12 protein-coding genes are annotated in these 13,682 nt (G+C 50.0%); 8 read left to right on the top strand and 4 right to left on the bottom strand.

The features are described from left to right. Window positions 1-196: 196 nt before the first annotated feature. The 5 genes from ACY0JR_RS01880 to nagA all read left to right on the top strand — a co-directional run bounded on the left by ACY0JR_RS01880 (window position 197) and on the right by nagA (window position 6,660). Window positions 197-634 carry a hypothetical protein gene (locus ACY0JR_RS01880; protein ID WP_462632121.1) on the top strand — a complete coding sequence of 146 codons (438 nt, stop codon included), beginning with the start codon at window positions 197-199 and terminating at the stop codon, window positions 632-634. 558 nt (window positions 635-1,192) lie between these two features. Beyond that, window positions 1,193-3,601 (top strand): penicillin acylase family protein, encoded by a 2,409-nt coding sequence (locus ACY0JR_RS01875; RefSeq protein WP_462632120.1) that lies wholly within the window; start codon window positions 1,193-1,195, stop codon window positions 3,599-3,601. 2 nt (window positions 3,602-3,603) lie between these two features. Beyond that, complete coding sequence (locus tag ACY0JR_RS01870) at window positions 3,604-3,936, top strand: hypothetical protein (RefSeq protein WP_462632119.1); 333 nt, start codon at window positions 3,604-3,606, stop codon at window positions 3,934-3,936. Window positions 3,937-4,137: 201 nt separating this feature from the next. Next, window positions 4,138-5,004, top strand: a complete 867-nt coding sequence (locus ACY0JR_RS01865) for an EamA family transporter (protein WP_462632118.1) — start codon at window positions 4,138-4,140, stop codon at window positions 5,002-5,004. Between the two features lie 504 nt (window positions 5,005-5,508). Next, window positions 5,509-6,660 carry an N-acetylglucosamine-6-phosphate deacetylase gene (gene nagA / locus ACY0JR_RS01860; protein ID WP_462632117.1) on the top strand — a complete coding sequence of 384 codons (1,152 nt, stop codon included), beginning with the start codon at window positions 5,509-5,511 and terminating at the stop codon, window positions 6,658-6,660. Between the two features lie 36 nt (window positions 6,661-6,696). Here the strand turns inward: nagA and ACY0JR_RS01855 are convergent, their stop codons facing one another. Then, window positions 6,697-7,149, bottom strand: coding sequence for a hypothetical protein (locus ACY0JR_RS01855; protein WP_462632116.1), 453 nt, complete (start codon window positions 7,147-7,149; stop codon window positions 6,697-6,699). On the opposite strand from ACY0JR_RS01855, the gene ACY0JR_RS01850 reads away from it, so the two are divergent. Together ACY0JR_RS01850 and ACY0JR_RS01845 are read left to right on the top strand one after the other, a co-directional pair. Next, entirely contained in the window at window positions 7,148-9,067 is a 1,920-nt protein-coding gene (locus ACY0JR_RS01850) for a M13 family metallopeptidase (RefSeq protein ID WP_462632115.1), read from the top strand. The genes ACY0JR_RS01855 and ACY0JR_RS01850 overlap by 2 nt on opposite strands. 276 nt (window positions 9,068-9,343) lie before the next feature. Beyond that, a complete protein-coding gene (locus tag ACY0JR_RS01845) occupies window positions 9,344-10,276 on the top strand; it encodes a 1-phosphofructokinase family hexose kinase (protein WP_462632113.1) in 933 nt (310 codons plus the stop codon). A gap of 616 nt (window positions 10,277-10,892) precedes the next feature. On the opposite strand, the gene ACY0JR_RS01840 is transcribed toward ACY0JR_RS01845, so the two are convergent. The 3 genes from ACY0JR_RS01840 to ACY0JR_RS01830 form a co-directional block, all read right to left on the bottom strand. Next, entirely contained in the window at window positions 10,893-11,306 is a 414-nt protein-coding gene (locus ACY0JR_RS01840) for a septal ring lytic transglycosylase RlpA family protein (protein ID WP_462632112.1), read from the bottom strand. Beyond that, the gene (locus tag ACY0JR_RS01835) at window positions 11,299-11,991 is read right to left on the bottom strand and encodes an alpha/beta fold hydrolase (protein WP_462632110.1); all 693 of its coding nucleotides are present in this window, start codon (window positions 11,989-11,991) and stop codon (window positions 11,299-11,301) included. Before ACY0JR_RS01835 ends, ACY0JR_RS01840 begins: the two co-directional genes overlap by 8 nt. A 155-nt stretch (window positions 11,992-12,146) precedes the next feature. After that, entirely contained in the window at window positions 12,147-12,581 is a 435-nt protein-coding gene (locus ACY0JR_RS01830) for a GNAT family N-acetyltransferase (protein WP_462632109.1), read from the bottom strand. Between the two features lie 765 nt (window positions 12,582-13,346). On the opposite strand from ACY0JR_RS01830, the gene ACY0JR_RS01825 reads away from it, so the two are divergent. Further along, window positions 13,347-13,661: a hypothetical protein gene (locus tag ACY0JR_RS01825; RefSeq protein ID WP_462632108.1), complete on the top strand. Its 315-nt coding sequence runs from the start codon at window positions 13,347-13,349 to the stop codon at window positions 13,659-13,661. The last annotated feature ends 21 nt before the right edge of the window (window positions 13,662-13,682 follow it).

Below are 13,682 nucleotides of genomic sequence, written 5' to 3'. Positions count from 1 at the left end.
ATAAAGGGTCGTTTGTACAGTTTGGCGTGTTTTTGGCTTTGTTTCCAGAAAACATCTTTAAAATTAAGGCTTTTTTCCCAAAAACTGTTCCATTTGCCTGATTGCCTAGCAGATAGTTCTTCTTTTTTTGAGCAAGCATTAAACCTAATCCCAAAAATATCCTCTAATCTGTAAACCCACTAAACAAAACCGTAATATGAACACCCTGAAAAAATTAACCCAGCTTGCCTTCCTGTTCATCGCGCTGTTGGCAGGCACTTCGGCCTTCGCCCAGCAAACCCAAGGACCAGGCCAGGGCCGTGCCAGACTTTCTGCCGAAGAAAGAGCCGCCATGCAATTAGAGCGTTACCAGAAACAACTGGACCTCACGCCAGACCAGGCCACTAAAATCAAAGCCATCGTGATGGCCTCGGCGCAAGACATGGACAAAATGCGCGCTGCTGGCACCCGCCCAGACCGTGCCGCCATGCAAGCCGAAGCCCAGAAACGCGCCACTGAAATCAACGCCATTCTAACCCCAGCCCAGCAAGAGAAATTCGCCAAAATGCTGGCCGAGCAAATGGAAAGACAAAACAACGGCGGACAAGGCCAAGGCGGCGGTCAGCGTCGTCAGAACAGCCAAGGCAACCAATAAGCCTTTCCTTTTGACACAAAAAAAGCCGGAGCAAAACTCTGGCTTTTTTTGTGTCCCATTGATTCCGTTGTTGTTGTTGTTGTTGTTGTTGTTGTTGTTGTTGTTGTTGTTGTTGTGCGTAGAGTTAGCGTAAGCGCTCTACGCACCATGAGACAGCCAATCTCCTGATTGGCGTTATGGGAAAGCCATCAGCACAGATGCCCTCAGCCCCAACGCTGTCAGGTCTTTTGAGCAAACAAGTTGCTGAAAAGACGCTTTCTATTTTAGACGTATTTCCTGGAAAATAGCCCTAAAAAGGATAATGTTGCAAAACTGCAAGTGTAAGGGCAATCCCTTGTGGTTGCCTTTTTACATTACCTTACTCCTTCCCATATAAATATGCAGAGAATGCTGTACGGACAGGTCGCGACCTGTCCCACGATATCAGAAAGCATTCACCAGCTAACGTGTAGGGCAACCACAAGGGATTGCCCCTACATGATCTACATCGCACGCACTTGCCATTGCCTGAACTAGCGGCTATCTTACCGGAAGATTCCACTGCTGCCTGCTACCTCTATGAAATGGATCAAAGCCCTGCTTGCTGTTTTCTTGACCCTTTCCCTCATTTACGCCCTAAACCGCACCTACGGCATAGTTCCGGCGCTAGGGCCTTTTCTGAGTCCGTATGAAGGCTTCTGGCGAAGTGGGAACGAGGATAGTTTCACCTCAGAAGAACTCACCCTGGGAGGATTGCAGGCCCCGGTGCAGGTGCGGTTTGACTCCTTGCGGGTGCCGCACATCTTCGCCCAGAACGACCATGACCTGTACTATGCCCAAGGCTACCTCACGGCCAAAGACCGGCTGTGGCAGATGGAATTCATGACGCACGCGGCCGCGGGCCGATTGTCTGAAATTGTTGGAGACCGCGCCCTGGAAATGGACCGCTACCAGCGCCGGATCGGCATGGTGACCTCGGCTAAAAAGTCTCTGGCAAAAATGATGGCAGACCCGCAGACCCGCGCCGTGATGGAGGCCTATACCGCCGGCGTGAATGCCTACGTTACCCAGCTTTCGCCGCAGGAGTATCCGTTTGAGTACAAATTGCTGCATTACAAGCCAGAAGCGTGGAGCACCCTCAAGATTGCACTGTTGCTCAAGATGCTGGCCAATGACATGACCGGGTACTCAGATGATCTGCGCATGACCAATACCCTCCGCAAGTACGGAACTGCCGTGGTAAAAGACCTCTTCCCCGATTATCCTTTCCGCGAAGAACCAATTGTGCCGGTAGGTACGCGCGCCGACTTTGAGCCGCTTCCTATTCCGCCTACGCCGGCGGAGTTTGTGGCCGGGATGGCTTTCCATACGCTAGAGCGCCAGAAGCCCGAGAACCTGGGGAGTAACAACTGGGCCATTACGGGTGCGCGTAGCGCAAATGGGTATCCGCTGTTGGCCTCAGACCCGCATTTGGGCTTGACGTTGCCTTCTATCTGGTACGTGGTGCAATTGCATGCGCCAGGCGTTAATACCTACGGCGTTACTATTCCGGGGGCACCAGGTGTGGGCATTGGGTTTAATGAAAACATTGCCTGGGGCATGACCAACGTAGGTGCCGATGTGCTGGATTGGTACGAAATCAAATTCAAAGACCAGAAGCGGCAACAATATTGGCACAACAACCAGTGGAAACCCGTGCGGCGCGTAGTGGAGAAAATCAAGGTAAAAGGCGGGCCAGACATCTTAGACACAGTCTTGTACACGCACCATGGACCAGTGGCGTACTTGCCCCATGAAACAGCTTTCCGGAGCGGCAACACCCCTACGGGCCACGCCTTGCGCTGGACGGCCCATGACCCACAGAACGAACTCAAGACCCTGCTTCTGATTAACCGGGCCAGAAATTACCCCGAGTTCAGGCAAGCGTTGACTACCTGGGCGGCCCCGGCCTTCAACTTCGTGTACGCCGATGCGCAGAACATTGCCATTGTCTCTAATGGACAGTTTCCGCTTAAATGGCAAGGGCAGGGCAAGTTTCTGCTGGACGGCTCCAACCCCGCGCACGACTGGCAAGGCTGGGTGCCTATGGACCAGGTGCCGCAGGTGCTCAATCCGCAGCGGGGCTTTGTAAGTTCAGCCAACCAAACTCCGGCCAGCCCGAAGGATTACCCGTATTACCTTGGCTCCAGCTTTGCCGGATATGAACGGAGCGCCCGCATCAACCAACGGCTCTCAGGTATGACGCAGGCCACGCCAGATTCTTTCCGGTTGATGCAAACAGACAATTACAGCTTTGTTCCCAGAAACGTGTTGCCTACCCTGCTGAAGCTAGTAGATCAGGCTTCACTTTCTGAGGGGCAGAAGAGGGCGTACCAGATCTTGGCCGAATGGGATTACCGCTATGACCCAGACAAAACTGCACCTTACCTGTTTGAGGAATGGTGGCAGGTTTTCGCCCGTTCAGTTTGGGCTGATGACTTCCCCGTGGAAAAATTCAAAGCCCCCGCCCGCGATCGTCTGGTGCAGATGCTTCTAGCTGAGCCCAATGCCCGTTGGTATGATGATGTAACCACGCCGCAGCAAGAAACGCTAGCAGGTTTGGCGAATGTCACCTTCCGAGAGGTGACGGATAGCTTGGCGGCAGGCCGTGGCAAAAAGGAATGGGGGTACTCACGAAACTCGCACATCCGGCACATGGCGCAACTCCCGGGCTTCGGACAGCAACTGGATGCGGGCGGAAGCGCCAATTCCATCAATGCCCTCAATAACAGCCACGGCCCGTCCTGGCGTATGGTGGTGCAGATGGGGCCGCAGGTGCAGGCCTGGGGCGTGTACCCCGGTGGGCAAAGCGGAAACCCCGGCAGCCGCTACTTTGACAATATGCTGAATGATTGGCAAACCGGGAAGCTGCATCCGCTGCTGTTCCTGCGCAGCGTGGAAGATAGACCCGCCGCCACCTCCGTTAACTGGACTCTAACCAAAAACTAACCATGCTCTTCGTCCTTATTCTTCTCGTCAGTGTATTGGTCCAGTTCTTTCTGCCGTGGTGGAGCATTGCGCTGGTTTGTTTTGCCTTGGCCTTCTGGAAAGCCCGGTACGGTGGGCAGGCGTTCCTCTCCGGTTTTCTCGCGATTGGTCTCACGTGGTTGGGAGCGGCGCTGTTCTGGCACCTAGTGACCGACGGTCTCCTGAGCAACCGGGTAGCCGCCATGTTCACCGTGAACTCCCCCTGGGTTTTGATGGTCGCTACCGTGCTCATCGGCGGAATTGTAGGTGGGGTGAGTGCTTTGTCTGGTTACCTGGTGCGACGACTATGGGTGTAGTCTTGTTTAAGGCCTGTTTTTAGGGAAAGCAGGCAAAAATAGAGGTGAGTAATACTGAAGAAAGATCGTATGAATGTTGCTGCGGAGGTCAACAAGCAGCCTTCTTTCAACCCGCTCCGTTAAACGGAAAGTAATCGTGTTTTAAACCCTTTTTCTCTACTTTACCCAAAAACCAACGGGCCCTTCGTCCTCCCAGCTGCTTTGATTTTTCTTGCCGTTTTCCTCAGAATTCTTTCCAATCCCTTCGCGAATGTTTTCCAGAAGCAGTTGACCTCTTTGGGTAGTCTGCCGTTGCTGGTGAATTTTAATACCTATTTTCTGCTGAGTGTTTTTTGTCTTGTTCCTGCGGTTGGTGTTAACTGGCTCGCGTTGCCTGTAGGCTTTTGGGGCTACTCGCTTTTAGTGGGTTTGTTTGGAGCGCTGGGGAACGGCTTTTTGGTACGGGCGCTGCAAACCGGAGACTTGTCTGTGTTGGGGCCGGTGAATGCGTACAAATCGGTGGTGGGGTTGCTGGCGGGAATGGTGCTGCTGAGGGAATTCCCAAATGTCTGGGGCGTTGCCGGAATTGCGCTTATCATTGGCGGAAGCTATTTTGTGCTGGACACCACAAAGGAGAAGTTCTCCTGGAAACTTCTGAAGCAACCTAGCATCCAGTTTCGGTTGTGGGCCATGGTCTTTGCGGCTATTGAGGCGGTGTTCATCAAGAAGACCATTCTGTATTCTTCGCCCACCGTTTCTTTCATCAGTTGGTGTTGGTTTGGAGCTTTGTTTTCGGGGATGGTTACTTTTTCGGGAGCTGCGCACCGGCAGCAGTTTAAACAGGAATTCACGAAGCATAAGCTGAAGCGGTACACGCTATTGGTCTTCTGCATCGGGCTGATGCAACTCACCACCAACTTCGCGTTTGAACAAATGCCGGTGGGCTACGCACTTTCGCTGTTTCAACTCTCCACGCTGGTGAGCATAGGGCTGGGCTATCGGTTTTTTCAGGAAACCAACATTCTCAAGAAAACCTTCGGGGCCATTATCATGGTGGTGGGCTCTGTCATGATCATCCTGCTGAAATAGTCCTGAGTCTCTTTGAATAGTCCTGAGTTCTGAGTCTGGAGTCCTGAGTCATTTTTATTAAATTGACTTACTTCCCCGTCTGGCTTGGCGCTTTTGCCTTGTTTTCCAGAAAATCCGCCCCAAACACCTGCTTCCCATCAAACTCAGAACTCAAGACTCTATCAATGAATGGACTTACACAGCTTTGCTATCATGTTCTGTAGCGACAACTCCTGTTGGTTGCCCTTTTCATTTATCTGCGGTGCTCACCTCATTTTCTCCTGCCGTTGTTACGTGTTCTCGTCAACAACCATAATAACGTTCGGGGCCATTTTGGCTAATCATAAACAAAGGCAATCCCTAAGATTGGCCCAGCATTCTATAAAGAATTCCCTTAAGCGAGTTGGTAAAAAAGCCAAGCCTGTTTCAGACCTGTTTCTGGAAAAAGAGGATGGAAATGGGAAAATGATTCGTTCTATTTGGGCTGTTTTCCCCAAATTAGCCGCCAAATAAAAACACTCCCTCATGCGCCTCGCACTTACCAACGGTACCATCTATTCTGGCTACACCACTGCCCAAGGCTACGCCGTCCTAATCGAAGACGATAAAATTCTGGACATCATTCAAGCCGATGAAATTCCTGCAGATGCGGCCGTGCTGGATGTGAAAGGCGGCATCATCTGCCCCGGCTTTGTAGACTTGCAGGTGAACGGCGGCGGCGGCGTGTACTTTACCCAATACCCCACACTGGAAAGCCTGAACACCATCAGAGATGCGCACTTGCAGTTTGGCACCACCAGTTTTCTGCCCACCGTTATCTCGGCGTTTCAGGAAAAGATACTGGAAACCATCTCAGCGGTACGGCAGGCCATGCAACAGCAACCCAGTATCTTTCTGGGCATGCACCTGGAAGGACCGTACTTCAACCCCGGCAAAGCGGGCGCCCATGACACAGCCTGCATTAGAACGGCCACGCACCAGGAACTAGATGTGTTGCTGGAAGCCGGAAAAGACGTTATTACGTACCTGACCCTGGCCCCGGAATGCGTGGAGGAAAGCGTATTGCAGCGGCTCGCGGAAAGTGGTATTGTTCTATCAGCAGGGCACAGCTTAGCCACTTATGACCAAGCCATCCACTTCTTCCAGAATGGAGTGGCCGCCGTTACCCACCTCTACAACGCCATGAGCGGCATAGACACCAAACAACCCGGCCTTGCCGCCGCTACCCTAGATTACGGCCAAGCCTGGACCGGCATTATCGTAGACGGTGAACATTGCCACCCGTACGCCGTGCGTTTAGCCAAAAAGATGCTGGGCGAGAAACTCTTGCTCATCTCAGACTGCGCCGCCTGCGTAGGGTCAGACATTCCGTTTACTGATTTCGGGAACTTCAAAGCGTACTACCGCAATGGCCGCTGCGAAACCGAAGATGGACGTTTGGCAGGCTCGGCTTTAACTATGCTACAGGCGGTACAGAATACCGTAAACATGGTAGGCATACCAGTAGATGAAGCCATCAGGATGGCGACTCTGTATCCGGCGCAGGTTCTCAAACTGGAGCACAAAGTAGGGCAACTAATTTCCGGTGCCGCCGCCAACGTGGTCGTCCTGAATCAGGAGTTACAATTACAGCAGGTGTGGGTAGACGGAATTGAGGTGGCGTTACAAGAGAAATAAATCAGGACGTTTAAAGCTTGCTTCCTCTACAACAGATTAATACTTCCTTAAACCCTGTTCAAAGGAGAATAAGGGGCTATACCTTGTCAAACGATTCAGGAATTTAGCTTTTGCCCTATGGCTATATATTTGAGCTTCGACAAGTATATAGCTTGTATATTGCTTTTTTAATAATAAATTGGACTGATCTTCAATTTGAACATATAGCTGTTCAAATAAAGACTTACTAGTAGCAACCGCTTCTTTAAGTCTTTCCTCTTCCTCTGATGCATGATGGCCTTTCTTCTTAAGCTTTACTACTCTGTTTATGATGTTGAAAAATACCCTTAAACCTTCAGGAGTTATATTTCTTGTACTTGCTGGTGTTCTGGCAGTAAGCTGCAACAAGGCCATTACTACTACAGACCAACAAGCCGTTGCCACTACACAAGAAACCACGCTAGTTGCGCCAGAAAGGAAATTGCAGTCGGGAATTTTGCTAGCCAACATGGATACTACGGTGGCACCCGGCGATGACTTCGCAGCCTTTGTCAATGGATCGTGGATGAAGAAAACGGAGATTCCGGCAGATAAAGCGGCTTTTGGGAGTTGGTCCCTGATCGTGGACAAAGCGCAGGAAGACATAAAGGCCATTATTGAAACTGCTGCTGCCGGTAATTCCGCGGCAGGGTCAGAAGAACAGAAGATCGGGGACTTGTACGCGTCTTATATGAATATGCAAGTCCGTGATTCTATTGGCATAAAACCCCTTAGGGCAGAATTCCAGAAAATAGACGCTATTCGTACGCAGAAAGACTTGATCCGGCATTTCGCCTATGTCAATAAGTATGGTGGTAAAGTTCCGTTCAATATAGTGGTTGAGACAGATCTTAAGAATCCAAAACAATACATGTTGATGACCTGGCAAGGAGGCTTGGGTTTGCCAGAGCGCGAATACTATTTCCTCAATGATGCCAAGTCAAAGGATGTCCGGAGCAAGTATGTAGCGCACATTGAGAAGATGTTCGCGTTGGCGGGTGTTGCCAAAGGAAAGGAGAAAGCTTCTCAGATCATGGCCTTGGAGACACGTATGGCTTCCAAGCACATGAAGAAGGAAGACACCCGCAACATAGTGGCGCTCTATAACAAATATGCCGTAAAAGATGCGGCAGCCCTCATGCCAGCCGTTGACCTGAACGGTTTTCTGCAGGAAGCCGGCATAAAGCAAGACAGCATTGTGGTAACGCAGGTGGCCTACATGAAAGCTGTCAATGACATTGTAAAAACCACTCCGCTCTCTACCTGGAAAACCTATCTGCAATGGAGTGCCCTTAATACTGCTGCTTCTTTCTTAACGTCTGACCTGGACAAGCAAAACTTTGAATTTTATGGGAAGACCCTGTATGGCGTACAGCAACAAAGACCTAGATGGCGCATAGGTGTGGATGTGGTAAATGGCAGTCTGGGCGAAATGGTGGGGAAAGTTTATGTTCAAAAGCATTTTCCACCTCAGGCCAAAGAGCGCATGCAGGTACTGGTGGGCAATCTGATCAAAGCGTATGAAAGTAGTATTAAGGAATTAGATTGGATGAGCGATGCCACCAAACAACAGGCCTTGGATAAACTAAGTAAATTCACGCCTAAGATTGGCTACCCTGACCAATGGCGCGACTATTCAGCCTTGCAAGTAGCCAAGCATGATCTGTACGGGAACATGCAGCGGGCCACAGCTTTTGAATACCAGCGTAACATCAACAAACTAGGCAAACCCGTTGACCGCAGCGAATGGGGCATGACACCACAAACCGTGAATGCTTATTACAACCCACCGTTGAATGAGATTGTTTTTCCGGCCGCCATTCTACAGCCGCCGTTTTTTGATATGACTGCCGAAGATGCGGTGAATTACGGGGGTATAGGAGCCGTAATAGGACACGAGATTGGACATGGGTTTGACGACCAAGGCAGCACCTTTGACGGAAACGGCGTCATGCGCAACTGGTGGACAGATCAAGACCAACAGGAATTTAAAAAACGCACTAATGCGCTGGTCGCCCAATACAGTGAGTTCAAGGTATTCCCAGATTTAAACGTAAACGGCGCCTTTACCTTAGGCGAAAATATTGGGGACCTTGGCGGCTTGAGTATCGCCTTAAAAGCCTATAAAAACAGCTTAAACGGAAAGCCTGCCCCTGTTTTGGATGGATATACCGGAGAACAGCGGGTGTTCCTTGGCTGGGGGCAGGTCTGGTTGAACAAAGCACGGGAAGAAGCGTTGCGCAACCAGGTTTCCACAGACCCGCACTCCCCCGCCGAGTTCCGGGTGAACGGGGTGGTACGGAACATCCCTGAATTCTACACCGCTTTCAATGTAAAACCAACTGACTCTTTGTATCTGGCTCCTGAAAAAAGAGTGAAAATCTGGTAACAAAACTGTGCTAAGATGCCGTGGCTATAGAAAGGCCTGTCTACTATTTTTTAGGCAGGCCTTTCTGCTTATGGGTCCATCTATTACCAGAAAAGCCCCTGCAGCAAGTATAAAATTTACTTTTCTTCGAAAATATCCGGTGTAGTTCCGTAAAAACGTTTTGAGCTTCTTTTCAAAAGAATAGCCCCTAAACCGGACATTTACCTTCTGGTTATTCTTTATAGAACGGATGCTACCTGAGCAACACCTGACCAAACCAGAACCAATACCTGCCCTATGAAAATCATCACCATCACCGTAAACCCTGCGCTGGACAAAAGCACCCGGGTAGAATCTGTGGCCCCAGAAAAGAAACTCCGCTGCGAAAAGCCCGTGTTTGAGCCGGGCGGCGGCGGAATCAACGTGTCCAGAGCTATCAAGAAGTTGGGCGGGGAGTCCTGCGCTTGGTTCCTGTCGGGCGGACATACCGGGGAAAAGCTGGGGCAACTGCTGCAAGCCGAAGGCGTGTCTTTTAGAAAATTCGCTTGTCAGGAAGCCACGCGGGAGAATTTGATGGTGTTTGAGAAATCATCCCGGCAGGAATATCGGTTCGGAATGCCCGGTCCGCACGTATCGGAACCCGAGTGGAAACAAATTTTGCAGGCCTTGGAAGAACTGGAAGAAACCCCGGAGTTCGTGATTGCCAGCGGCAGTAACCCGCCCGGCGTACCAGATGATTTCTACGCCCGCATAGCCGAACTGGCATGCAAAAAAGGCTTCAAACTGGTGGTAGACACTTCCGGCGAGGCGCTCCTGAAAGCCGCCGGGAAAGGAATCTTCCTGCTCAAACCCAACCTGAACGAGCTAGCCGCCCTGGCCAACAAAGAAGTAATCTCCTCTATAGAACAGGAAAATCTGGCCACCCAGGTTTTAGCCGAAGGAAAAAGCCAAGTGCTGGTGGTGTCTTTAGGCCCCCGGGGCGCAATGTTAGCATCTCAAGAAGGATTCGAATACATAGTGCCGCCTACCGTCAAACAAGAAAGTGCCGTTGGCGCCGGTGACAGCATGGTAGGAGCCATGGTCCTGAAACTGTTAGAAGGCTGGCCTTTGCCTGACGTAGTTCGGTATGGCGTAGCCGCCGGCACCGCCGCCACCATGACGCCCGGTTCAGAACTCTGCCGCCAACCAGATGTAGAAAGCATCTATGATTGGCTGAAATCCCGCCAATAAATCTTTGGAACTTAACTGCCGTTGGCACAGACGCTCGTAGGTACTGCACACACTACAAGGTCTTTGGAGTCATTTTTTAGAAAACGGGTTAGGAACGCAATCCATAATGCAGCAAAATCACCCCCACGGATTTGCAAACTTCCGGTCATGGTAGGTCCAAGTCACAGACTTGAACCATGTTTTCTTGGGGAATAACCTTTGAAGAAGAAGGTCAATGCATGTAATCTGCTAGTGTAAACATCCCCCTTCGCCCCCTTCAAAGGGGGAATCCCTGCTTTTGAAAGGTATTCCCATGCATTGCTATCATCGCATTACGCTACTTTCCCCTTTCCAGTCTTCCCCGAGCGCGCCTCGCTTTTGGCCCTAGACAGACACCAACTAAAAGAGATAGACACTTCAGGCCGAAAGGGCAGTGCGCGAGGGGAAGACGGGGCCTCGCGGCCGTGAGCGCACGGAGGTCAGCCATGCAACAACAAAGCATAAGGGCACCGCATCCACCCGCCGCCACGCCAGCAACAGGCAAACTGCATACACCAAAAAATATCCACTCAACAAGCAGATAAGCTAAGGAAGCAGCAAGCCGCGTACCCCACTAGCAACCAAAACAAGCAAAGCTTTACCGCTTCCCTTCCTTGATCACCTTCATCTGCACCGGTACCACCCCACTATTCACCATATCCAACTTGCGGGCCGCAGACTTAGACAGATCTATGATACGGCCCCGAGCGAAAGGACCACGATCAGTGATGCGGACTTTGACGGAGCGTCCGTTCTGTGGGTTGATGACTTTCACCTTGGTGCCAAAGGGTAATTTCTTGTGAGCGGCGGTGCGTTTGCCGGGCCGGTAACGCTGGCCGTTGGCCATCTTGTTGCCTTTCAGTTTATCGGAGTAAAAGGAGGCTTTGCCGTTTTCGGTGTAGCCCCGTTTCCCGAAGGCAGGGGCAGTGGAGGTGCAGTTGGTGGTGAAAAAAGCAAGAAGTACTAGCAGACAAACAAGGTTCCAGCGGAACAGTGGGGAGGGCTTACGCATAAGAAAAGAAATGTTGTAAAGCACTGGCCAGCAGGGGCCAGTTAAGTTGCTCAAGTGGATGTTTGGTATTAGGTAAAACCTGGAACTGACCCCACGGCAGTTGTCGGTAAGCAGTCATGGACTCTTCCAGCGAAACCATTTGGTCTCTGTCGCCCACGGCAAGGCACACTGGAACCATGATCTGGGCTAAAGCCGAGGCCGGAAGAGCGGGCGTCTGGCCTAATTGCTGCATCATATGGGCGGTGCGGTGCAGGACTTCGTTCCAATCTTGAGGGGCGTGCCGTTTCTGGAGCGTTTCCGCAAAAACGGGCACTTTCTGGGCAATGACCTCGGGGTTAAGTTTCGCGGTTTCCTGCCGGGCTGTTTCTGGAGTCCAGTCAAATTTAGTGGCCAAGGTGAAGATCTTAGAGAAACGGGCTGGTTGTTGGCGGGCAGCTTCCAGGGCAACGTAGCCGCCCATGCTGTAACCAAACACCTGCACAGGAGGGAGGTTCTGCGCGTCTAGCCATTCTAAAAGCTGTTGAGCAAAATCTTCTATGCGGAACGGACCTTGCGGGAAGGGTTCCCCGCCGTGCCCGGCCAGGTTGAAGGAATGTACCGGCACGGTAGCAGGAAGCAAGGGCAGCAGCGGCTCAAATTGGCTTTTAGACCCAAGGGCGCCGTGTAACAAAAGCAAAGGTTCCATGGCGATACGCATTCTTACTGGTTCAAATGAAGGTGTACAGTTTTGAGGCAGTTTTAGGAAAAGAGCAGCCAAACCGCGCAGGAGAATGAAGGCGTGCCCGATTCCTCTTACCACTTACCCGGCTTAAGGCCTCTCCTTTCTGATAAATCAGGTTTCTATCCCAACTTTTTCAGGAAATGGAAGCCTTTGATGACAAAGCCTTCGCGGAGGTAGAATTTATGGGCGGCGTTGTTTCCCACGTAGGCATCCAGCATCATGGTTTCACACTGGTGCTTCGCCGCCTCGGCGGTGAGCCAATCAATCAACATCTTTCCTATGCCTTGGGAACGGTACTGATCCTCTACCACAAAGTTGTCAACCTCCAGGTATTTGCCACTGTACAGTTTGGTGCCTATCCAGTAGCCAGACAGGCCAAGGCAGGTGGTGCCGTTAAAGACGCCTACCATGCGGTACTGCTGGGGTAGCATGAGACGTAGTAAGGCTTCATAGCGGGCAGGCTCCATGTTTGGGTTCAGGCACTGAATCAATGGAAACTGCTGAACCATCTCAGCCAGGTCGGTTATTTCCTTTATTTGGAAGTGTGTAGCCATAGAGTAGAAATTCCAGCCCAAAAATAAGAAGTGCGTTGTTGGCGGTAAAGTAAATGCTAATAAAATGTTAAATAAGACAAGCTAATTTATGATAGCGTTAAATATCTGTTAATTAACATTTTGGGTGTAGTGTTAACTTAATTACCCTGTTATATTTGAATCGAAGGAAACGATATAGGAAAGAAAAGTAGAGCAAGTAATTTAAATTAAGAAAGGCTTTACTGGTTTTCGTTGTCTTATTAAGTAATGAGAACTATAGTAATAAATTCTTATGTAATAATAAGGATACGTCACTTTTAAAGTTGAAAAAGACAGAGTTGCTTACTATCTCAGTTGTTTTCAGGACAAAAGATGAGCAAGGTGTCCGATTATGAATAGTGAGTGCGCGCCACCGGACAAGTTTAAAGGGTTGTAAGTTATAATGAGCTGTAAAATAGGCGTTTAAATAAATGGCACGCATGTTGTAAACTTAGAAGAGAAACCAACAGGCTAGTAGAAGGTACTGAAGAAGTAGCAGTTTTTAGGACGAATATAGGAGGCTTACAGAAAATGAAAAATAATTTTGAATTCGCAAGCAACCTTTCTTTAGATCCTGCATCTATTAGAATATAACAGAAACAATCCAAAGCATTAATTAAAACAAAAATAGGCAAAATATGCCCTGGCTCGTTACGTCCTTTTTTTAGATAAAAGGTGATTTATCAGACTCTTTTTTAGAAATAGAATATCAATTAATTAGGCTTTCACTCATTAAAATCTAAAACCATGAAACGTTTATTCTTTGTTGTCGCTCTAGTTTGCATGCAAGTAGTATCAGTATTCGCCCAGGGACCAACCAGCCGGGTGAACTCAGAAAGAGTTAAAATGTACCGTCAGCCTGTTTTGGGCGGAGAAGTGGTACGGGTGCTGGGTTCTGAGGACGATATCATTGTGATGCGGAAACAAAACGCAGATTGGTCTCTGGTACAGATTGACGGAGAGGCCGGTTATGTGCTGAATGCTTACCTCAAAGCCAAAAAAGCCAAAAAAGCGACTGCCGCCAAAGCTACTGAGGCTTTAGACAAAAGCGCTAAACTCTAGAGCGCAGGCACCATTTGGTAA

The organism is Rufibacter sp. JT3400010, assembly GCF_054956755.1.
The sequence above is the reverse complement of the archived record's forward strand: the minus strand, read 5'-3'. Positions and strand labels throughout refer to the sequence as shown.